Genomic DNA, 23,346 nt, shown 5'->3' with positions numbered 1-23,346 from the left:
TAATTTAAGACAATATTAGTGTTTTTGACAGGAGGATAAGAAAGTGGTTTTTTTTGAAGATCACGGGGTGGAAGAAAAGGAATCCTTTGAAAAGTTTACCTTAATAAACGATGGCTTTCCTCTCCACTTTCATCGAGCTTATGAATTAATTATCGTCAACGAAGGAGAGCTATTCGTAAGAGTCGATCAAAAAGAATATCTACTGCAAAAAAATGATGTAGCATTTATTTTTCCAAATCAACTGCATGAGTTCAAAACCATCCATCATTCCCATATTAGTGTTGTTATTTTTTCACCTGAATTGATTGGCCATTTTTTTATGAATTATAAAGGCTTTGTTCCAGAAAACAATGTAATTCATTTACATAATACGCCTATTTTGCAAACGCTTCATTCTATTTACCAGCAAAAAAGTTTTCTGTATGATATATGTGGTAAATTGGTAGAGAATACAAGCTTGACGCCTGTTGAATATTCGACCAAGATGAAAGTATTTCATAAAATTCTGCTTTATGTTGATCAGCATTATAGCTATGACTGTACATTAAAAACGGTAGCAAAACATTTGCAGTATGATTACGCCTACCTTTCGAAGCTTTTTGTTCATATTACGAATAGGACATTTACCGAATATCTTACACACTATCGAATATCCCAGGCATGTTACCAGTTAAAAAATAGTCAGCAGCCGATTGGTGAAATCGCGCTGAATTGTGGTTACAATAATTTGCGTTCCTTCCATCGTAATTTTAAAAAGGTTACGAACATTTCCCCAAAAAAGTATAGGGAGCTTGCTTAAGAAACATGCTTTTGTATATATTACTGATTTTTTGTACATTTTATAGATACAATGCTTAAAGGTGGGGATTTCCATGGAAAACGCCTTCAAAAGATTACAAATCTTAATGGGCGACACATTGCAAATACTCGATCATATGAAAATAAATGATGAAAAGGATGGCCTGCTTCAGCAAATTAAAAAGGATTTACAAGAACAAAATAACCGAATAGACGGACTTACTAAATCGGACGAAGAAATCATTAATACTGCCCTTTCAATGACACAAAGTCTAGATAGCATAAACAATAAGATTCAACATTTGGAAACAGGTTTAATGGCGGACTATCAGAAATCTACAGGAAGTATTGATGAATATCAACATATGGCGATTGATGACCAAATGGAGCAGCCAGAAAGTTATCATGATAAGATTGATTATTTAAGTGCCGTAAAGATTCGTGAAAACTTGAATAAAATGAATGAAGTGCTGATTAGCATCAGATCTTAATGAAGAAGGGGAGATTCCCATGCCTTTCGTTATAACTTCGCCATGTATGCATGAAAAAGCAGGCGATTGTGTGGATGTTTGTCCTGTTGATTGTATCGCAAAGGGAGAAGACCAATTTTATATCGATCCAGATATTTGTATTGATTGTGGTGCATGTGAAGCAGTATGTCCTGTTTCAGCCATTTATCATGAGGAAGATCTTCCACCAGAAGAACAACCCTATATCCAGAAAGCTATCGATTTTTATAAAACATATGAAGGATAATGAAAAACAAATCAACTTTAGTTTGGTTGATTTGTTTTTGTGTAAAGTGAACAAAAAAACTTGCCCTAAATACAACGAGGCAAGTTTTTAATGCTTAGGTCAAGCACCTAAATCTAACCGTGTGAACGAGTAAGAGCTTAAGCTCCCTCTTTTTCCAGGTTAGCATCTATATCTTCTTTTAATTTATTCACTTCGTCTTCGATTTCTGCTGGAATATATTTTGATTTATTCAAGTATGTTTGGCTTAATGAATAATCAGGTACTGCTTTAAAAGCATTTGCTAGAAAATAGAAATTTACTTGTGCATCGCTGCCAAGACCAATTGTTTCATCAATGATTGTTTGATATTCGCCTTTTTCTAATAAGGCAATAAATTTCTTATCTTCATCTGTTAATTCTTTTGCTTTTGTTTCTTGGGTTGCATTACTTTCTTCTTTTACTGTTTCTTCTTTTTTCTCTTCCGCTGAATTTCCACATCCTGCAAGCAAGAATAGGAAAGCGACCATAAATAGAGAAAGATATTTCATCCGAATCTCTCCTTATACGCATATAATATAATTACTATTCCAAAAAGCATAAGTATTATGTAACCTATGTAATTACTTGGACAAAAAAATAAGTTTTAAATAGTTCTTAGACTGTTGTGTATTATTAGAAAACTTAGAACATTCAATACCTAAACGAAATCAAACGGTCTAGGAATTACTAACGAAGATGCTTGACTGGAACATTTTAACACACAGGATTCATTATATCAATATATTAAGATTTGTTTATTAATTCTAAAAAATCAAATATTAATTAAGGTTGATTTAGTTATTTTTTAGAAAAATACTTTATAAACAAACAAAAAACAGTACTCCATCCCAGAAGGAAGTAGCACTGTTTTTCTGATTACTATTATAGCTCTTGTCCATTTGTTGCAATCACTTTTTTGTACCAATCAAATGATTTTTTCTTCGTTCTCTCTAATGTTCCATTTCCATAGTCATCTTGGTCTACATAAATAAAACCGTATCGCTTAGACATTTCTGAGGTACCAGCAGAGATAAGATCGATACATCCCCAGCTTGTGTATCCAATTAAATCTACTCCCTCTTTTATCGCCTCTTTCATCTGCTCAATATGTGCTCGCATGTATGAAATACGGTAATCATCATTGATAGAGCCATCTTCTTCTACCTTATCATAAGCACCTAGTCCATTTTCAACGATAAATAAAGGCACTTGATAACGATCGTACATTTTCTTTAACGTAATTCGTAAACCTTTCGGGTCGATTTGCCATCCCCAATCGGATGATTCTAGGTACGGATTTTTCACACCAGAGAAGAAGTTCCCTTTTTCTTTTAACTTTTCAGGTGATCCACTCGCAACCATAGACATATAGTAGCTGAAAGATAAGTAATCTACTGTATGTTGTAAAAGTAATTCTTCATCTCCTGGCAGCATGTCAATTTGAATATCATTTTCTTCAAAGTAACTTAGCATAAAGCTTGGATAGTATCCACGCACTTGAACATCTGTGAAAAATAAATTCTTTTGATCCTCATCTAATGCTGCTAACACATCATCAGGATTACATGTTTCCGGATATACTTCCATACGTGCTAGCATACAACCAATCTGCGCTCCAGAAATAATTTCATGACAGGCTTTTACCGCTCTGGCACTCCCTACAAATTGATGATGCAGAGCTTGATAAATTGCTTGTTCTTTATTTTCTACCTCATCAATTAAAATACCACTTCCAATGTAAGGAGAAAGAGTCGAGATATTAATTTCATTAAACGTTAACCAATATTTCACCTTATCTTTATAACGGTTAAAGACAGTCTCTGCATAATGAACAAAGAAATCTACTAAACGACGATCCAGCCATCCATTGTATTTTTGCACAAGATTCAATGGAATTTCATAGTGTGATAGCGTCACAAGTGGCTCGATTCCATATTTCGCTAATTCATCAAACACATTATCATAAAATGCTAAGCCCTCTTCATTTGGTACCAAGTCATCCCCATTTGGAAAAATACGCGGCCAAGAAATAGACATACGGAATGTTTTAAAGCCCATCTCTGCAAAAAGAGCGATGTCTTCTTTGTAGCGATGATAAAAATCAATCCCGCGACGTTTTGGGAAATTGTCTCCGCCTTTGCCAGCTAGTAGCGTTTCTAATTCTGCTTTACTTTTGACATCCATCTCAATATCATTGCCACGTTCTTCTTTCGGAACGAATGTAACCATATCGAAAATAGACAAACCTTTTCCACCTTCGTTATAAGCACCTTCTAATTGATTGGCAGCAGTAGCTCCACCCCATAAAAATCCTTCTGGAAATCCGTATTTCGTCATCTTTGCATTTCCTCCCTTTTCTAATCTCTAAAGATAATGATACGCTTACAAAAGGAAAAAAACTGGTCTCTTTTAGACCAGTTAATAAGAAGGATATTGTTTTTGATAGTGATAGATGAGAATATCAAATAAACGTAATAACGTATAACTACTAACTGCGCTATTTTCAATTTTTCCACAGTGTAATACCTCATCAAATACATATTTATGCTGCTCAGGATCCGAAAAAGTAATCAACAATTTCTTTCCATTCGCCGCTTTAATTCTTTCATTAATAGCTAAGGCCTCTGTAAGGATGTTTCCTTCAATTGAAATGGTGATAATCATATCCTCTTCTGTTAAATGAGATACTGTTTCCAATTGTTTGAAAAAATTTGTATTACATTCACATAGCTTTCCAAGAAGAAATAATTGCTTCTGAAGCTCCATCGCTTGAATTTGATGTTTTTCAAAACCTAAAATGACAATTCGCTTCGACTCATAAATTTTTTTAATAATTCGTTCCATTTGTTCCTTCGAAATTTTTTCCATTATCTCGATATTTTCCTTTAGTTTTGCTTCGAATGTAGCTGCACTTAAATGCTTTTCATTCGCCTCATACATTCCACCTTGAAAAGCAACACTGTTTCGGAGATTAGAAAAGTTACGAAAGCCGATTCGCTTACAAAAACGATTAATTGTAGATGGGGCAACATTACATACTTCCGCTGCCATCTCTAATGAATAGCCTTCTATATGATGAATATTTTCCAGGAAACTATTGGCGATAGAATAGTTGATATCCTTTTCCAAAGAATTATTTATGTATGCTAAAAGTGTATAAATTAATTGTTCCAAAATTCCCACCTCAGGATGATCGTATCATATTTTTGTCGTGGTAGTTAACTATTAACCTGTGATTTAAAATATGGGCAAATAGAATAGATAAACCATAAGGGTAAATAATAGAAATTGGTTTGAATTTTATTCATAATGAAGATAAAAATATCTTTTGAAAAGAGGAATCCCAATGAAACTGTCAGGTAATACCATTCTTATTACAGGTGGAAGTGCTGGAATTGGATTAGCATTTGCAGAACGGTTTATTAAAGCAGGCAACAAAGTGATTGTTTGTGGTCGCAGGGAAGAAGCACTGCAACAGGCGAAAGAAAAATTCCCTAACCTTGTTACATATGTTAGTGATCTGTCTATAGAAGCTGATCGAATCAAACTTTTTGACTGGATAACAGCTAACTATCCAGATGTGAATGTGTTAGTTAACAATGCAGGAATTCAACAACGTTTTAATGTGTTAAAGGCAGACGCAAAGACTGATTGGAGTTATTTTAACAAGGAAATCACCATCAACATGGAAGCTTCTATTCAGCTCTCTATGCTGTTTGCACCGTATTTCGCAACAAAAAAGGAAGCGGCGATGATTAATGTAACATCTGGATTAGCTTTTACACCAATGGCAATCGCGCCAATTTATTCAGCAACCAAAGCGGCAATGCATTCTTTCACTGTGAGCTTAAGACACCAGCTTGCTGATACTTCTGTAGAAGTAATCGAAGTTGCCCCTCCAGCCGTGAATACAGATTTAGGCGGTGCAGGATTACATACGAGCGGAGAACCTTTGGATGCCTTTGCCGATGGAATTTTCCAGGGATTAAACGAAGGAAAAGTTGAAATCGGCTATGGCAGTTCGGTGAATCGCTTGCGGATGACTCGGGATGAAGTGGATAAGCATGTGGAGAATATGTATGAGGCAATGAAGAAGACGATTGAGTAAAAAAGGGGCTGGGACATAAGTATTCCAGCCAAGGATAATTCCGAACAATTATACGAAGATGCTAATGAATGTTCCGTATAATTGTTCGGGCTTTTATTTGTTTTTCAAAGGATGTTTCCATGAAGTTTGGTGCGATTCCCCGCAGCCGGAATACACTTCGCTTTCCATGGGGCTCGCGCTGAGCCGCTTCGGCCTGTGGCCTGCAGGGTCTCAGACTGTCTCGCTAATCCCATAGGAGTCTTCGTGTATTCCGGCTGCTCTGTTTTTCCAACTAATTATATTTCCTCTTGTAAAAAGTATGCGAAAGCAGCCGCTATTTACTAGCTATATTAGAAATTGTTCGTCTTTACAGAGTATCTATTTAGTTATGTCCCATCCTCTTTCCTTATCTTCTCCGCTCACCTAAATTAATTCCAATCCCCATATACAATACTCCAATAAGCAGCATGATAGCTATAGGCAAAGTGATGTCACTCCATCCAGCATCAAATAGGGCAACATCCATCATCGCATCGACTCCATGAGATAGTGGGAATACATTGGCTATAGAATTAAATACAGGATTATCCATCATACCTGGTGGCATATAAACCCCACTAATAATCGGCAGAATGGATGACAGAGAAGGATAAATCATATTAAATTTCTCTGGTGTTCTAGTTATTCCTGCAATAAGCATCGCCAAGCTAACCGCACTCAATGTATACACGGCAGCAATGGTTAATATCATCGGAAAGTTTCCAATATCATAGTCCATTATATATTGAAAAATTAGAAAGACTACAACCATTTGAAAAAAGCTGATTAAAAAGCTATAGACTAAATGACCAACATACAAATTCGTTTTGCTTACTGGAGAGAGAAGCAGACGGTTCCATACCCCATTCACCTTGTCTTCATTGATTCGATTCACTTTGACTCCAATTGTAAACATGGCTATAAACAATGTAAAACCGAATAGTAACTGAAAACCCATATCATGACTTGTCAGAGTCTCACCACTTAAGTTTTCCGTTTGGACAGTAATCGGTGGTTTTTCTAAATAGTCTTTGATCTCATTTCTTAAATCAGACGTATTTACGCCATCTGCCACAGCTTGTATCTTAGCTTCCTCCGTAAATACTTTATGAACATGTTGCTCGACAAGTAGGATTTCTGGCATATCTGAAGATGTAATTAAGCGATAATCATTTTCCATTAAAAGAATGGCAACATCTCTTTTTCCTTCTTTTACTTGCTCGCGTGCTTCATCCTCATCTGCAATAATGAATTTGGTGTTACTATCTTCATTTAATAACTCTTCCCAATTTTGTTCTATTTCCTCGGCATTAGGACCTGTTGCAAAAATATCAACTGTTAATTTGTTTTGTTGAGATGTACCTCCAAATATAATCGTTGCCAATACACTAAGAACAATAAATAAAATAATTAGTAGTGGTTTTCGTTTATCTTTAACAAACTGGGCATAGAAAATGGTGGTCATTATACCCGCCCCCTTTTCGGAAACATGAACATACCAATTACAAAACAAACTACAGACATGGCAACTAGAACCACTATCGGTAAAAGTAAATCGCTAAATTGACTAAACTGAATATACTCTATCATCGCTATCATGGTTAAACCATTTGGAGTCCATTCTCCTATTCGTTGTAACAATTCCGGAAAACCTTCAAGTGGGAAAAAACTTCCCCCTAGAACTCCCAAGGACATAATAATAAGGGTGGTTAAACCACTAACCGCATTGCTATCCTTCAAATTTAACGTAATAGATGTAAATATTGCTGATAGTCCTGCAACCATTAACGAAAACGAGGTAAATACTAGTACCATTCCGAACCAGAACGATACAGGTTTATCTGGAAATATATTTAATAATAACTGTGTTACCGTTATCGTAATCATCAATTGTAACCAAGCTAGAATAAAGGTAGAAACTGTTTTTCCTAGCAAAAAATGCATTGGATTACTATTCGTTAATAAAATCCGATTAAATACACGCTCTCTTTTCTCTGTAACCGTCTTTAGTGCTACGCTTTGCGCCAAAAACAGACCAAATAGAGTTCCAATTGCAATAATAAAGTATTGCGAAATAGTATACGTGTCAATTCCTTCCACGACTTCTCTACCTCCTTGAGGCAGTATAGGTTCTGCTGCTGATAACGTTCCTTCCCTACCAAGAGCAAAGTTCATATTCAAAGAGTTCACGAATTCATTGACGATATTTTGGAGAGTAGTTACTTCAGTGGACTGCTTTGCAGCATGAATCGTTAATGCAGTTGTCGATTTATCTCCAAGCATGACAGTAGAAAGCACCTCATACGTAAATCCTTCTGGAACACGAATGATTGCATCTAGTTCACCACTTTCTACTTGGTCCGTTGCTTCTTCCCACGTCAGTTCTTTCGCATTAACCCATTCCTTTACGTCCGGGTTATTAATAAAATTTCGTATTAACGTAATTGGTGATAGATTTTCTACATGCTCAAGCATTGTTTCTTTCTCTGCTTGAGACAAGCCTAATTGTTGTATTCTTTCTTTAAACTGTACAAACCCCTTTTCTTCATCATCTACTTGGACAAATGCTATGTCCAATTTAGTTGCCTCTTTATCGTCATTAAAAATACCAGCAAAGGCATAATTTAATACAACAATGATGATAATGGGGAGTAAGAGAGTCATTAGCATTTCTTTTCGGTCCCGCCAAAAAACGAGTAAGTCCTTTTTTATGAATGATCCCACTTTTTTCCCTCCTCTAATCCCGCAATGTTTTTCCAGTTAAATGTAGAAATACATCCTCTAAACTTGGTATTTCCACTTGATAGTTTACAATTTGGATGCCTGCCTTTTCTGCTGCATGTACGAGATCACTTAAAATATTACTTCCTTTTCTTGAAATAATACGTAGACCCTCATCCGTTTCATCCACTTGATAAACATGATTAAATGATTTAATTTCTGTTAACAATACATCACTTTTTTTGTTAAGTTGCACTTGTATCGTATCTTCACTTGATAAAATGCTTAATAATTCCGATTTTGTTCCAGAAGCAATCACTTTTCCATGATCCATAATGTATACACGATTACATAATTGCTCCACTTCTTCCATGTAATGGCTTGTGTAAAGAACCGTCGTTCCATGCTTTACATTCAATTCTCGAACAGTCTCTAAAATATGGTTTCTTGATTGAGGATCAATCCCCACAGTCGGTTCATCAAAAATTAAAATCTTCGGTTCATGTAACAAAGCAGCTGCAATATTGATTCTTCGCTTCATTCCCCCCGAAAATGTTTTAATCAATTCCTTTTGACGATCCTTTAACCCCACCATCTCAAGCACATTTTGTATTCGATCCTCAATCTTATCTTTTGGAACTTGATAGGCTCTTCCAAAAAACTTAAGATTTTCATATGCTGATAGTTCTTCATATAAAGCTATTTCCTGTGGAACTACTCCAAGAATTCTTCGCATTTCTGCTGCATCTTTTATCATACTTTTTCCATTTAGTTTTACATCCCCAGACGTTGGTTTAAGTAAGGATGAAATCATAGAGATGGTTGTTGATTTTCCAGCACCATTTGGTCCAAGCAAACCAACTGATTCTCCTTCTCCCAAAAATAAATTAATTTCATCTACTACCTTTTTATCTTTGAAATTTTTACTAAGTTTTATGGTTTCAAGCATCTTTTTGCACTCCTTTACTTCGGTCATTTTTATTATCCTTCTCACTTAAGCTACTTTTATAATGGATATTGCCTATTAAGCATATAAAAAAAGAAACAGCTTCACTACTGTCTCTAGTCATCCATTCTTTATTTATCCATTACTTTAATCATTTTTCTTTTTGGCCATGTTCCGCAAACATTATTGTTATTTATCTAGGCTGTTTTCGTAAAGTTTGTTGCGATTACCCGCAGCTGGAATACACTTCGCTTTCCGTGGGGCTAAGCTTAAGCCTCCTCAGCCTCCGGGGTCTCAGGCTGTCTCGCTAATCCCCGTGGCGTCTTCGTGTATTCCGGCTGCTCCAATTTTCCTATTAATTCTTTTTTCCTATTGAAAAAACAACAATTCTTTAGAAAACAGCCTTTATCTATGAGATATGAACATTTTTTACACAAGATTATGCCGAATTGCATAAATGGCTAATTGGGTACGATCACGCAAATCAAGTTTTGTTAAGATTTTACTTGTATTATTTTTCACGGTTCCAACGGAGATTGCCAATCTATCTGCAATTTCATTATTGCTAAGCCCTTCTCCAATACACTTTAATATAGCCCGTTCTCGGGGGGTTAGGGTAGGGTCAGCTTCCGGATTATTGTTTTGTTTTATTAGTTGCGGAACGACTTTTGCTGCTACATTTTCCTCAATAGTTAAACCTCCATTTAATACACTATGAATGGAACGCAGTAGCGCATCTGTATCGCCATTTTTCAAAATGTAGCCACTAACACCAATTCTCAATGCTTCCATTACATAGTGATCATCATCAAAGGTCGTTAACATCAATATTTTCATTTGCGGCCAGCGGGATTGAATAATTTTCGCTGTTTCTAAACCATCTATAATGGGCATTCGAATATCTAATATCGCAATATCAAACTGCATCCTTTCACATAGATCTATTGCTTCTTTCCCATTATTTGTTTCTCCAGTCACTTTAAATTCTTCTTCTGTTTCAATCATCATTTTTAAACCTTGTCTTACCATAACCTGGTCTTCAGCCAGTAATATTCGAGCCATGTTCATCACCTATATTGAGAAGTTTAATAAATCCACTTATCCGAAATTGTTCATCCGTTTTAATCACTTTTAAATCTCCTCCGTACTTTTCCAACCGCTCCCGCATAGAACTAAGTCCAAATCCTTCTTTATATAATGAACGATTCGAAATAGGGTTACTTATTTCAAAACGAAAAATACTGTTACCTGGAGCTTCAAACATAATTTCAGCTTCTTTTGCGTTACTATGTTTCATAATATTTGTTAATGCCTCTTGAACAGAACGATAAATCACAAAAGATTGCTCACCAGTTAATGGAGCAGAAAAAGCACCATGTTTCACAGAAAAATGAATACGAATCATATTCTCCATTTCTAATTTACGAATCAATCGTAATATCCCTGAAAGTCCACCTGTATCATTAGCCTTTAAGGATTTTACTGCCCTTCGTGTTTCATTTAAACTCTCTCCAGCAAGTTCCTTCAAGGATTGTACCTTTTCCTTATATTCTTCAGAAGTTTGTAAACGAAACATTTCCAGTTGCATGATCAATGCCGTAAGTTTATGACCAACTGAATCATGAATTTCATGTGCAATTAATACACGTTCTTCCTGTCTAGCGAGTTCCTCTTCCGAAACAGCTCTTCGCTTTATATCACGGTATTCGCTAAAAAGGGCTTGGTACCGTGCATCCAGATCTGTCCATTGATCCTTTGTCTGCTTATACACTAACAAGCCTATAAGAAGAAAAATAATATAAATCTCCACAAATATCTCTATTATTTGACCTAGATTACTATTCAATACCGTTATGAGAATTGCTCCACATCCAATTACACTAATAATTAAGCTACTACCAATCGTCAAGTGATAAAATCCCTCTGCGATTAAAAGGGAAAGGATAAGAATAAGAAATGGATTGATAGTACCATCAGAAGGAAATAAAGTAATCGTTGCGATAATAACATTCAAGCATATAAAAAAGACGAATAAGCTTGGCCTCTTCTTCACTAAAGGAGTAAGAAAAAAGATAGCAAAATAAAGCGCAACACCGAATAATTGCCCAGTTAATTGATTAATAGTTAAGTCAGTATAGCCAATTGCAAATGGCCATACAACCACATTTAATACAAGCCATACCCAATAGGATTTCATGAATTAACCCCATTTCCTTTAATAAACGTATTTATATTGTATCATCATTATTGTATCACCACTAACTGGGATTAAACCATGTATGAACGGAGCCTCAGTGTAGACAAGGGGAACAGTCCCCTTGTCTACACTCCCATTCTTCCGAAAAAGAAAGAACCTTAGAATAAACTTCGCTCCTTTTTTCAAAAAAACAGGCGCTTTCTAAAATCGAAAGCACCTGTTTGCAGAAGACATATATTGTGTTTAAGGAATTAATTATGGGTAACATGCTTAGGTGTATTCACCTTTAACGAAGATTTTCTCACCAATACATAATAAGATAAGAACGCTAACAGGCTTGATGCGAAAATAATAACTCCCATCGGCACAGCTGTATGTTCTCCTCCGATTCCTACTAACGGTGCTGTTAGTGAACCTAGTAAGAATGGTAATAGACCTAATAATGCAGATGCGCTTCCTGCCATATGTCCTTTTGTTTCCATCGCCAATGAAAAAGAAGATGTTCCAATAATACTAATGGAAGTAACGAAAAGAAAAATAGGTATGGCAACTGCGACTAACGGTGCATGAACTAAAATGGCAATTACTAATAAAATCGAAGCTGACATGGAAAGAGCTAAACCGCTCTTCAAGAATGTTCTCTCTGAGAATTTAGATAATCTGCCAACGATTTGTGTTCCAATAATTAAGCCAACTCCGTTTATCCCAAACAATAAACTAAAGACTTGAGGAGAAACGCCATAAATATTTTGATAGACAAAAGAAATACCAGAAACATAGGCAAAAATTCCGGCAGTAGTAAAACCTTGTGTAAATGCATAGCCTGCAAATTCACGGTCTTTCAATAATGAACCAAAATTCATAACTACTTGTTTGATATTGCTCGGTACACGCTTTTCAGCTGGTAAGGTTTCTTCCAGTTTAAAGGAAACGACAACAGTCAAAATAATCCCAATAAAGGTTAAAACAAGGAAAACCACTTTCCAATTTGCAAAAGAAAGAATTGCACCACCTATTATAGGTGCCACAATCGGACCAAGGTTTCCAATTAACATTAACGTGGCAAAAAACTTTGTAAGCTCTCTTCCACTATATAGATCTCGAACAACAGCTCTTGAAATAACGAGACCACCTGCTGCTGCAAACCCTTGGATGAAACGAGAAACGATCAACATATAAATATTTGGTGCAACCGCACATATTAATGAAGATAGTAAGTATAAACCAAGAAAAATTATTAATGGTTTACGACGCCCTTGGACATCACTCATTGGTCCAATGATTAACTGGCCCAATGCCAATCCCAACAAGCAAGTTGTTAAACTAACTTGCACTAAGGAAGCACTCGTGTGAAATTCCTCTACAATAGTTGGAAATGCAGGCAAATACGTATCTATTGTAAATGGACCTAACAGGGAAAGTGATCCCAATAGAAAAGCAATTTGCAATCGTTTAATTTTTGATAATGAATTCAATTTTCTATCGCCTTTCTACAGTAAATTTTCTATAACTACTTGAATATTAACCTTAAAAAATGCTTCTTTCATAGAAGAAGGAAGCATACTTACATATTGTATTATGAAACAAAGAAATTTTCACCAATTACGCTCTTCTTTTTTGAATTGGTCATTTTGTCATTCCATTTACCGAAGAAGAAAATGACGTGGCTGGGACATAAGTATTCCAGCCAAGGATAATTCCGAACAATTATACGAAGATGCTATTGAAAGTTCCGTATAATTGTTTGGTTTTTTATTTGTTTTAAAAGGATGTTTTCATGAAGTTTAATGCGATTTCCCGCAGCCGGAATACACTTCGCTTTCCGTGGGGCTCGCGCTGAGCCGCTTCGTCGCTACGCTCCTGCTTTCTTCTCAGACTGTCTCGCTAATCCCCGTGGCGTCTTCGTGTATTCCGGCTGCTCTATTTTCCCAACTAATTATATTTCTTCTTGTAAAAAGTATGCGAAAGTAGCCGTTATTCTTTACAGAGTATCTATTTTGATATGTCCCAACCTCAATCTACCATTTATATCTAAAACTTTATTTTCATATAGCCACACAGACTGTTCTTTATTTTCTCCATTATTTTGCTATTAAATGGGTGTTATTTTTGCTTAAAATCGATAACCATTTCATTTGTCTTTTCCATTCTTCTTGAGCTTGCTCGATAGAAACTGGTTGGAACTTTATAAAGTCGCCAGGTTTCTTCTGTGCTACTAAAGGAATATCCACGCCAATGACCATGCCGATTTTTGTATAACCTCCGGACATTTGGCAATCTGCCATTAATAGGATTGGCTTACCGTTTGCCGGCACTTGGATCGTTCCTGGTGCAACAAATTCACTAAGTATATCAGCAGACTTTTTATGTAATAGTGCTTTTCCTTCAAGACGATAGCCCATTCGATCAGATTGATTAGTAATCTGATAGACACTTTCGATAAATAGTTCCTTTGATTCTTCTTTAAACGCCCTATCATGTGGACCCCATACAAATCGAACAGCATCCTTATGAAAGATATTCCGAATAACCGAATCAGATATCCCCCTATTTTTCACCTTTTTTATCCAACTATGATGGATCGGTCCTACTGGAATGCGATCGTTTTTTTGGAGTGCTCTTCCTTCTATTCCTCCATAATTTCCGCGAAGAAAAGTGGATTTACTCCCCATTACTTCTGGAACAAGCATTCCACCAAGGATAGCAAGATAACTGCGACATCCAGTTCTTGCTTTGGCAAATTTCAAAATGTCCCCTTCCTGTACGTGGACAGCTCTCCACATAGGCAGCTCTTTTTCATTTAATGTTGGTGATAAGTCAGCCCCCGTAATTGCAATGACTCCTTCTCCCTTGAAGAGTATTTCTGGTCCTAGTAATGTTATTTCTAGAACAGCATAATCTTGTGGGTTGCCGACAATAATATTAGCCAGTTTTAAGGATAGAGGATCCATTGCTCCACAAGCTGAAACACCAAATGATTGATAGGAATGCCTCCCCAAATCTTGAATGGTTGTTAATAAACCTGGCTTTAAACATTTTATATATTCCATAATTGATTCCGCTCTTTACGTACTTGTTTGCTCCATTTATAAGCATCTTCTGATGAAATCGGCTCATATTTAACATAATCCCCTGCTCCGATAAAGTTAGGAGGATTCTGTGTTACATCAAAGATATTCATTGGTGTCCATCCTACCAGGTGCCACCCTCCTGGAGATTCAACTGTATAAATAGATGTCATACGGTTCGCAATAGCAACAGTCCCTTTAGGAACTTTTGCTGTTGGATTAGACTTTCTAGGAACAATAATTCGTTCGTCTATATCTCCCATATACGGCAGGCCAGCAATAAATCCAAGCATATAAACATAATAGGTCTTTGAAGTAATCATTTTTATAATTTCTTGGACACTATAACCAGTGATCTTTGCTAATTCAGCTAAATCTGGACCATGCTGTTCATCGAAAACAACTGGGATATGGACAACTCGAGACTTTTTCTTCGTTCCATGTATTTCTGTTAATTCAATTTGGGCTAGCTTCTCTTTTAATTGCTCAAAACTTATCAATAGTGGATCATACATTATGGAGAAATTACTCATCGCTGTGACAATATCTTTTACCCCTTCTATTTTTAAAGTCCTTGTTAATTGGGCAAAATGTTGAACCATTTGGTTGTTTTCGATGGATAAAACATCTTCAAACTGGACGATTAAAATCTGTTCTCCCATTGGCAAATAATCAATCTTCCTTGTTCGTTTTACCTCCAAAGCTACTCACCTCTTGAAATTAACCTTTTACTTGTATCATTCTCTAATCGACTTTTATTTTACGAACTATCCATTTATGAAAATATCTGTTTGTATTAAAGTGGAAAATTTTATGTTCGTCTAGAGAGGTTAAAAAATCGCATGGTTGTACTTTGATGTAATTTATTATTCTACCATTCACTTTATACCGGTTATCATAAACCTCTGGTTATTGTTTGTAAATAGTGTTTTTATTAATTTTTTAAAAATTACGACTTATCATCCAATAACAGATTGTTAATTTAGATTCTTCTTTCCGGTTGCTCGGAAACGTAAACTGTGGTTGTAAATCCACCTTCTTTTCCTTGCGATATTCGCTCTTTTACTTGTGACTTTCCCCCTTTTACTTGCGACTTCCCCCTCTTACTTGCGACTCTCCCCTCTTACTTGCGACTTTCCCCCTTTTACTTGCGACTCTCCCCCTTTTACTTGCGACTCTCCCCCTCTTACTTGTGACTTTCCCCCTTTTACTTGCGACTTCCCCCTCTTACTTGCGACTCTCCCCTCTTACTTGCGACTTTCCCCCTCTTACTTGCGACTCTCCCCCTCTTACTTGCGACTCTCCCCCTCTTACTTGCGACTTCCCCCTCTTACTTGCGACTTTCCCCCTTTTACTTGCGACTCTCCCCCTTTTACTTGCGACTCTCCCTTATAAGACTCAAATAATGCGTACAAGAAACTCTTGTACGCATTACTAACTATCCTATATTACAATTGGTTGGATAAATCCTCTCCATTAGAAGCAATTACTTTCTTATACCAATGAAATGACTTCTTTTTCGATCTTTGCAATGTGCCGTTTCCTTCATTATCACGGTCTACATAGATAAAACCATAGCGTTTTTTCATTTCACCAGTTCCTGCCGATACTAGATCAATACAGCCCCAGCTCGTATAGCCAAGCAAATCGACACCGTCTTCATCGACTGCATCCTTCATTGCTTGAAGATGTGCAGCTAGATACTCAATGCGATAATCATCTTCTACATACCCTGCTTCATCTGGTGCATCGATTGCACCAAGCCCATTTTCAACGATGAATAAAGGCTTCTGATAACGATCATATAAATCATTCATTGTAATACGTAAACCTAATGGATCAATCTGCCATCCCCATTGACTTGATTGAAGATATGGGTTCTTTACCGTTGGGAATAAATTACCGGCTGTCTTTTCCACATCGGAATCTTCAGCTGCTGCAACCCTAGAAGCATAATAAGAGAACGATATGAAATCAACCGTATTTTCTTTTAAAACTTCTACATCATTTGCAGTCATTTCAACTTCAATGCCTTTTCTCTCTAATTCTTTTACTGCATAGGCAGGATAAGCTCCTTTAGATTGAACATCTATGAAAAAGTAATTTCCTCGGTCCTTTTTCTTCGCTTCCCAGACATCTTCTGGTCGACAACTATAAGGATAGTAACTCGCAGCTGCCAGCATACATCCTACCTTATTCTCTGGATCGATTTCATGAGCGATTTTTGTTGCTTCAGCACTTGCTACTAGTTCATGGTGTGCCGCTTGATATTTTACTTGTTCTTCATTTTCGCCTTCTTCAAAGCAGAGTCCTGCTCCAAGAAATGGTGCATGAAGAATCATATTGATTTCATTGAAAGTCAGCCAGTATTTAACAAGCCCCTTATAGCGAGTAAACAATACAGTGCATAAACGTTTATAAAAATCAATCAGTTCTCGGTTTCTCCAGCCGCCATACTGCTCGATTAAATGCATTGGACAATCAAAGTGAGTAATAGTCACTAACGGTTCGATTCCATATTTATGACATTCTTTAAATAGATCCTCGTAAAACTTTAGTCCCTCTTCATTAGGTTTCATTTCATCCCCTTTTGGAAAAATACGGCTCCAGGCAATGGATAATCGATATGTTTTAAACCCCATTTCCCCGAATAGAGCAATATCTTCTTTGTAATGATGATACATATCAATGGCTTCTTTCGCAGGATAAAAATAGCCTTCCTCAAAATCAAACATTTTCTTTTTACCAGTAATAATGCTTCTGCGATCTGGACCAGTTGGAATCACATCAACATTCGCTAAGCCTCTGCCACCTTCGTTAAATCCACCTTCACATTGATTCGCAGCGGTTGCACCGCCCCATAAAAAATCTTTTCCAAATCCCATTTTTGTTCCTCCTATTTCATGACTTTGATGATTTCCTCGCCAAATTTAATTGGGCCTTCATTTGCAATAAGAATATCTCCTACTTCTGCTGAGTTTGTAATGACAACAGGCGTAATCGTTTTATATCCTTTTGCTTTAATTCCTTCCAAATCAAATTGAATTAATTTGTCACCTATTTTGATTTCTTGATCTTTTTCCACGGAATACTCATATCCTGCACCATTCAGTTGAACCGTATCGATACCAACATGAATCAACAACTCTACTCCGTCTTCACTTGTAATCCCAATAGCATGCTTGGAATCAAATATTGCACTAACGGTACCATTCACTGGTGATAGGACGGTGCCTTCCGTTGGTTCAATTGCTACACCTTGTCCTAAAATTTCTTCAGAAAACATGCCATCATCTACTTGTTTTAAACGGTGTAATTTTCCTTGCAGTGGGGAAACAATCGTTGCTCCACTGATATTCAATTTCGGCGTTGCATTTGTCGGCGCTTCGTTTGATTCTGCTGTCTCTTCAGCAGCTTGATCTTTATATAGAATTAATGTGGCGATGAATGTTACAACAATACTAATAACTGCACCAATACATGCATAATAGAAGAAAGTTAACGTGTTATCCCCAATATAACTCGGTAAAGTTAGGAGACCTGGTGAACCACCAGAGAAGTTTCGCACTCTGAAAATCCCCATAAATAGTCCACCGGCTGCTCCACCAATCATTGCAGCATATAGTGGTGTCTTAAAGCGTAAGTTAACCCCGTATAGAGCCGGTTCTGTAATACCAAACAGCCCAGTCAAACCTGCAGAATAAGCTAATTGCTTAATCGTACTATCTTTTGATTTAATACCAACACCAATTGCAGCAGCACCTTGACTCACATTGGAAGCAAGCATTCCTGGATAAATCACTGTATCAAAACCAGTTGTCATACGATTGTTAATACCAATTGGAACTAGACCATAGTGGGTACCTGTTGCAACAAGCAATGGAGTAAATGTTCCAACCAATAATGGCACAATCCACGGACTAACCGATTCTAAAGCTGTTATCCCGTTTGATATAGCATCACTAATTAAATATCCTATTGGTCCTAATACTACTAAACTAACTGTTCCTACTATAAAAATGGTAATCAATGGTTTACTAAAGAACTTAATAGCCTTAGGTGAAACTTTGTCTGCAATTGGTTCAATATAGGACATAAACCATACAGATAGAATAATCGGAATAACAGAAGAGGAATAGGATACTGCCGAAATAGGAAGCCCCATCAACTTTATCGCTTCTCCACTCTCTTTCGCAGCCGTAACCATTGCAACGAAATTTGGATGCAGTAGGATTCCTCCAACCATCATAGCTAAAAACATATTTGCTTTAAACTTTTGTGCAGAAGAAACCGCTAGCAAGATAGGTAAAAAATAGAATGCAGCATCTGCCATGAAATTAATAATCTGATAAGTTTGACTTTCTGTTGTCAGCACCTTAGACACTACTAATATAGATAAAACTGCTTTTAACATCCCCGCTGCCGTAATAGCTGGAAGAATTGGGGTAAAGATTCCCGTAATGGTATCAATTACTTTGGCAAAGGCAGATCGCTTATCTTCTACTTTCTCTTCTCCCCCATCATTAGAAATATTAGTTTGGTTAATGATCTCTTTATAAACATTACCTACATCACTTCCAATGATAACTTGGTATTGTCCTCCTTTATTTACTACCCCCATTATTCCTGGAGTATTTTTTAACGTTTTTTCCTCTGCTTTTTGATCATCCTTTAAATTAAAACGTAATCGTGTTGCACAGTGAGTCAAACTTTTCACATTTCCCTCACCACCAACCTTATCGATAATTAATTTCGCTAACTCTTGATAATTCATCCGGTTTGTCCTCCATTCTTGTAAAACCTAAAAATGTTTGTTGTAGTAGAAAAGGAATAAAAAAAATACCTAAATGAAACCCCACAACAGTTAGCGGTGTTTCATTTAGGTATAGCCTGCATTATCAGTAACAATCCTAATCACTGGTTATTCTTTTTATATGAATCGTCAGATAGATTAACTCATCTTCTTCTAGTTCTCTTCCAAATTCTTTCTTAATATACTCTCTAATTTTCAATGCACAAGCATACTCATTAGTATACTTTTCCTTCAGCATGAAAATGAAACTGGACGTTCCTGCATCATCCAATTTAACACCACTGAACATTCGTTGAAAGAAAAATTTCAAGTGCGTGATAAATCGTTCATAATTAAGCGAATACTCGTCCAAATCAATTTTAAAATGATATTTTACAATATTAAGGATATTTTGGATAACCTTTGCCATTTCTGATACTCGACTAACTTGGCCCATATCAAGCTCCGCATTGACAATATGCAAGGCGATAAATCCAGCTTCATCTTCTGGTAAATCAACACTGAGTCGGTTTTTTACAATCGATAACGCTTCTTTTCCAATCAAGAATTCATGATTATAAAATCGTTTAATCTCCCAAAGAAGAGCATTCTTGATTTCCATTCCATTCTCATAGCGCTCAATTGCATAACTGATATGATCGGTTAATGTTAAGAAGATATTTTCACTTAGTTTTTTCCCAAGCGAAACTTTTGCAAAGCTGATGATTTCATTTGCTACCTGAATATGTTCCATCGGAATCGAAGATAACATCTGGGTTAATTTATTGACACTCCACTCTTTTGAACTGAGATACATATTCTCAATCTTCGTTTCATCAATAGTGTCGCCGACCTTTTTCTTAAAGCCTAGCCCTTTCCCCATCACGACAAGTTCTTGATTATCATCATTCCTAGACAATACGATATTATTATTAATCACTTTCAATACATTCATAAGATAGTCCCTATTCTTTTATTTTCTTCATCTACAACAAAAAATAGGTATAGCCCACAATAAAGCGGTAACAATCCTTTAAAGTCAGTCTAGCATAGGTAATTTCTACTGTCAATTTGATATTTCCTGAAAATCTCGAAAACTACTATCCCTCGTTAAGTCCGATCAAGAACGGGGAAGACTGATCGAAAACTCGCTTTGCGGTTAACAAATAAGGCGTATAAATTAGTTTTTCCCAACCAATTTATACGCCTTATTCTTTTCCACATATTATGACTTAAAGGATGATTCTTTTCACCTGTTTAACGTAGAAGTAGCGAACAATCAAGAAATAAAGAAGCTGAATAAAAGCAAAGCTTCCTAATACTAACGAGGCCTCTACTGTGATATTAAAGTCAAAGAAATGAGATAAGGCAGTTAGTGCAACGGAACCGTGAATTAATGCTACTATAATCGGTGAGAAAAATAACAGGGCTATTTGTCTATTCACGACTCTTTTTAACTCACTCTCCGTTAATCCAATTTTCGCAATCGATTGGAATTTGCGCTTTTCTTCTTCTAAATCGGTGAATAAGCGGAAGTAGAGAAAGCTTCCTGCAGAAACGAAGAATACAATTCCAATAAACAAGCCGATAAAGAGAATCGGTCCATATGCTTTATTGATTTGATAAATTGTATAGTCAACAGAAAAAGCTTTAAACGGTAATTCTTTATCTAATTGTTTCCCTACTTCAACTACTTTATCTGTTTGTCCTTCTTTCACTTGCCATACGACACTGTGATTACTTTCTATTGGTTCATTAAGCTGGTCATAAATCTTATCATTCACTACATAATAAGCCTTTATTTCTGTTAAAACAGACGCTTCGATTACTCGAGTCGGAGATATTTCTTGACCGCTTTTTAAAGGAATAGCTGTTTCCATTAACTCTTTACTGGCTTTCGATTTCCCATTCATTAAGACTGCATCACTTTGTTCCACGACAATCGCTTCGTTTTCCTTAGGATGAAGTTCTGTCTCTCCAATTAGCCCAGCAAAGCTATTATAATCAGATGCTCTCGCAATTAAGACGCTCTCCTTTTTTCCAGTTACTTGATAATAGTTCAGCTGAACCTGTTCTATCATCGCATCCAATTTTTCATCTTTAAGAATAGCATTCACTTGGCTAATATCTTTTTCGATTACCTCTTTGCTATCATCTCCTAATGGAGAATAAGTGAAAGTGTATCGATTTATATCTTTTATCCCTTTTGTAAAGTACGCTTGGAAACCGTATAGGGTCCCAATTGCACTAAAAGCAACTGTGGAGATAATTGCCACCAAGAAAAAGGTTCTTGCATTATCCTTCATCCGAAAGGATAAATCGGAGAACAGTAGCATATTTGTTTTTTTCCAAAAGATAGACTTATTGCCTTTTAGCTTTCGGATGACATACACGCTCAATTGAGTAAATAAAAGATAAGTCCCTAGTGTCACTACGACAATAACTGGTATCATTGCGTAAATCACAAATAACCCCTTCACATAAACCGCAGTACCATAACCTACAAGCAGAAGCAACGCTGCTAGAATGGATAGAAGTAAAGAAGCTTTCGGCTCTCCTTTTGACTTTTTGTCTCCCTTTATTAAATCAATCAATTTATTGGTACGAAGAATAAACGAAACAAAGACCGAAATAAGGAAAAAGAGAATAAGAAAACTAATAAATGTCACGATAATTGCCCATGTAGGGAAATAAAAATCCAATGATTCGCTAATAATTAAAACATTCTCAGCAATCAAAAGAATGACTTTTGCAAATACTAATCCTGTTAAAATACCACTTACTGTCGCAAAAAATCCAATTAATATATTTTCTAAGAAAACTAAGAGGCGAATCTGCCGATTGGATGCTCCAAACATCATTAATAAGCCAAATTCTTTCTTTCGTGACTGTAAGAAAGAACTCATCGAATATAAAACAAAAAAGAAAGAAAACACATAAATAATTCCGCCAGCAACCCCCATTCCAAATACAGCCGTTTCATTAACGCTGGCATCTGAAAAGGCCGGATGGAAAGCAAAGATAGCAAAAGTGAAGAAAACCATTACCGTAAACATGCTGCTTAGGAAGTACGCAATATACAGCCGTTTATTGCGTAGGACGTTATTAAACGCGAACTGACGAAAAGTCATTTCCGTCGCCTCCCATCAACGAAAGCATATCGATTATTTTTTGGAAAAATGCTTGCCTACTATCCCCTCTATGAATTTCCGAATGCAGCTTTCCATCACGAATAAAGATTACTCTATCTGAATAACTAGCTGCTTGTGGATCATGTGTTACCATTAACAAGCTCGTTTGCTTCTTCTCATTAATGGAAACAAGCATATTCATCACATCTTTTGCTGCTTTCGAATCTAGGTTTCCTGTTGGCTCATCTGCCAATAATAGCTTAGGTTCATGAATCATCGCTCTTGCAATAGCGACCCGCTGTGCCTGACCACCTGAAATTTCGTAAGTGCGTTTATTTAGAATGGCTGAGATACCCAAATCTTTGGCAATCTCTTCTGCCTTCCTCTTCATTTCTTTGACAGGAGAACCATCTAAAGTTAATGGCAAGACAATATTTTCTTCCACCGTTAATGTATGCAATAGATTAAAATCCTGAAAGATAAATCCTAATTCATTTCTTCGGAACTTAGCCAGTGCATTTTTTTTGAGCGTATGTGGCATTTTCCCTTCCATCTCAACAGAGCCTGCCGTAGGGGCGTCATTCGTAGAAATAATATTTAATAAAGTTGTCTTCCCACTTCCAGAAGGACCCATGATCACAACAAATTCGCCTTTTTCTATTTCAAAATTAATATCAGTAAGGGCACGGTAAGCTACTTTTCCTTCGTAAACCTTACTTACGTTTTTAAGTTTAAGCATAATCTTTCTCCTCTCCAACAATTCTAGTAAAAGTATAGCCTGAATGAGATATGC

20 protein-coding genes are annotated in these 23,346 nt (G+C 36.4%); 4 read left to right on the top strand and 16 right to left on the bottom strand.

All coding sequences use genetic code 11. The features are described 5' to 3' along the window. The first annotated feature begins 43 nt into the window (after positions 1-43). The 3 genes from HHU08_RS25665 (at position 44) to HHU08_RS05830 (ending at position 1,554) form a co-directional block, all read left to right on the top strand. Entirely contained in the window at positions 44-799 is a 756-nt protein-coding gene (locus HHU08_RS25665; RefSeq protein WP_169188022.1) for a helix-turn-helix transcriptional regulator, read from the top strand. 73 nt (positions 800-872) lie between these two features. Beyond that, a complete protein-coding gene (locus HHU08_RS05835; protein ID WP_169188021.1) occupies positions 873-1,289 on the top strand; it encodes a hypothetical protein in 417 nt (138 codons plus the stop codon). Between the two features lie 19 nt (positions 1,290-1,308). Then, positions 1,309-1,554: an indolepyruvate ferredoxin oxidoreductase subunit alpha gene (locus HHU08_RS05830; protein ID WP_169188020.1), complete on the top strand. Its 246-nt coding sequence runs from the start codon at positions 1,309-1,311 to the stop codon at positions 1,552-1,554. 137 nt (positions 1,555-1,691) lie between these two features. Here HHU08_RS05830 and HHU08_RS05825 read toward each other — a convergent pair whose 3' ends face one another. The 3 genes from HHU08_RS05825 to HHU08_RS05815 form a co-directional block, all read right to left on the bottom strand. Then, a complete protein-coding gene (locus HHU08_RS05825; protein ID WP_169188019.1) occupies positions 1,692-2,081 on the bottom strand; it encodes a hypothetical protein in 390 nt (129 codons plus the stop codon). 373 nt (positions 2,082-2,454) lie between these two features. Beyond that, positions 2,455-3,909, bottom strand: a complete 1,455-nt coding sequence (locus HHU08_RS05820) for a glycoside hydrolase family 1 protein (RefSeq protein WP_169188018.1) — start codon at positions 3,907-3,909, stop codon at positions 2,455-2,457. Between the two features lie 81 nt (positions 3,910-3,990). Beyond that, positions 3,991-4,746 carry a MurR/RpiR family transcriptional regulator gene (locus tag HHU08_RS05815; RefSeq protein ID WP_169188017.1) on the bottom strand — a complete coding sequence of 252 codons (756 nt, stop codon included), beginning with the start codon at positions 4,744-4,746 and terminating at the stop codon, positions 3,991-3,993. A 172-nt stretch (positions 4,747-4,918) separates the two neighbouring features. Between HHU08_RS05815 and HHU08_RS05810 the strand changes: the two genes are divergently transcribed. Further along, positions 4,919-5,680 (top strand): SDR family oxidoreductase, encoded by a 762-nt coding sequence (locus HHU08_RS05810; RefSeq protein ID WP_169188016.1) that lies wholly within the window; start codon positions 4,919-4,921, stop codon positions 5,678-5,680. Between the two features lie 385 nt (positions 5,681-6,065). On the opposite strand, the gene HHU08_RS05805 is transcribed toward HHU08_RS05810, so the two are convergent. From HHU08_RS05805 to HHU08_RS05745, 13 genes are all read right to left on the bottom strand, one after another. Further along, a complete protein-coding gene (locus HHU08_RS05805) occupies positions 6,066-7,163 on the bottom strand; it encodes an ABC transporter permease (protein WP_169188015.1) in 1,098 nt (365 codons plus the stop codon). Continuing rightward, the gene (locus tag HHU08_RS05800) at positions 7,163-8,422 is read right to left on the bottom strand and encodes an ABC transporter permease (protein WP_169188014.1); all 1,260 of its coding nucleotides are present in this window, start codon (positions 8,420-8,422) and stop codon (positions 7,163-7,165) included. Before HHU08_RS05800 ends, HHU08_RS05805 begins: the two co-directional genes overlap by 1 nt. A gap of 13 nt (positions 8,423-8,435) precedes the next feature. Beyond that, positions 8,436-9,368 carry an ABC transporter ATP-binding protein gene (locus HHU08_RS05795; RefSeq protein WP_016204167.1) on the bottom strand — a complete coding sequence of 311 codons (933 nt, stop codon included), beginning with the start codon at positions 9,366-9,368 and terminating at the stop codon, positions 8,436-8,438. A gap of 426 nt (positions 9,369-9,794) precedes the next feature. Then, positions 9,795-10,427: a response regulator gene (locus HHU08_RS05790; RefSeq protein WP_169188013.1), complete on the bottom strand. Its 633-nt coding sequence runs from the start codon at positions 10,425-10,427 to the stop codon at positions 9,795-9,797. Further along, a complete protein-coding gene (locus tag HHU08_RS05785; RefSeq protein ID WP_169188012.1) occupies positions 10,405-11,562 on the bottom strand; it encodes a sensor histidine kinase in 1,158 nt (385 codons plus the stop codon). Before HHU08_RS05785 ends, HHU08_RS05790 begins: the two co-directional genes overlap by 23 nt. A 251-nt stretch (positions 11,563-11,813) precedes the next feature. Further along, the gene (locus HHU08_RS05780; protein WP_169188011.1) at positions 11,814-13,037 is read right to left on the bottom strand and encodes a Bcr/CflA family multidrug efflux MFS transporter; all 1,224 of its coding nucleotides are present in this window, start codon (positions 13,035-13,037) and stop codon (positions 11,814-11,816) included. 606 nt (positions 13,038-13,643) lie between these two features. Continuing rightward, positions 13,644-14,612 (bottom strand): 5-oxoprolinase subunit C family protein, encoded by a 969-nt coding sequence (locus HHU08_RS05775; RefSeq protein WP_169188010.1) that lies wholly within the window; start codon positions 14,610-14,612, stop codon positions 13,644-13,646. Continuing rightward, entirely contained in the window at positions 14,600-15,331 is a 732-nt protein-coding gene (gene pxpB / locus HHU08_RS05770; protein ID WP_226752660.1) for a 5-oxoprolinase subunit PxpB, read from the bottom strand. The genes HHU08_RS05775 and pxpB overlap by 13 nt, the downstream gene beginning before the upstream one ends. A gap of 747 nt (positions 15,332-16,078) precedes the next feature. Then, the gene (locus HHU08_RS05765; RefSeq protein ID WP_169188009.1) at positions 16,079-17,515 is read right to left on the bottom strand and encodes a 6-phospho-beta-glucosidase; all 1,437 of its coding nucleotides are present in this window, start codon (positions 17,513-17,515) and stop codon (positions 16,079-16,081) included. Positions 17,516-17,526: 11 nt separating this feature from the next. Continuing rightward, positions 17,527-19,404 (bottom strand): beta-glucoside-specific PTS transporter subunit IIABC, encoded by a 1,878-nt coding sequence (locus HHU08_RS05760; protein WP_169188008.1) that lies wholly within the window; start codon positions 19,402-19,404, stop codon positions 17,527-17,529. 136 nt (positions 19,405-19,540) lie between these two features. Then, positions 19,541-20,377: a BglG family transcription antiterminator LicT gene (licT, locus tag HHU08_RS05755; protein WP_016204159.1), complete on the bottom strand. Its 837-nt coding sequence runs from the start codon at positions 20,375-20,377 to the stop codon at positions 19,541-19,543. 277 nt (positions 20,378-20,654) lie between these two features. Beyond that, on the bottom strand, positions 20,655-22,553 hold the full coding sequence (locus tag HHU08_RS05750; RefSeq protein ID WP_169188007.1) for an ABC transporter permease: 1,899 nt from the start codon (positions 22,551-22,553) through the stop codon (positions 20,655-20,657). Further along, complete coding sequence (locus HHU08_RS05745) at positions 22,528-23,292, bottom strand: ABC transporter ATP-binding protein (RefSeq protein ID WP_016204158.1); 765 nt, start codon at positions 23,290-23,292, stop codon at positions 22,528-22,530. Before HHU08_RS05745 ends, HHU08_RS05750 begins: the two co-directional genes overlap by 26 nt. Positions 23,293-23,346: the final 54 nt, after the last annotated feature.

This window comes from Niallia alba (assembly GCF_012933555.1).
GTDB classification, from domain to species: domain Bacteria; phylum Bacillota; class Bacilli; order Bacillales; family Cytobacillaceae; genus Niallia; species Niallia alba.
The sequence above is the reverse complement of the archived record's forward strand: the minus strand, read 5'-3'. Positions and strand labels throughout refer to the sequence as shown.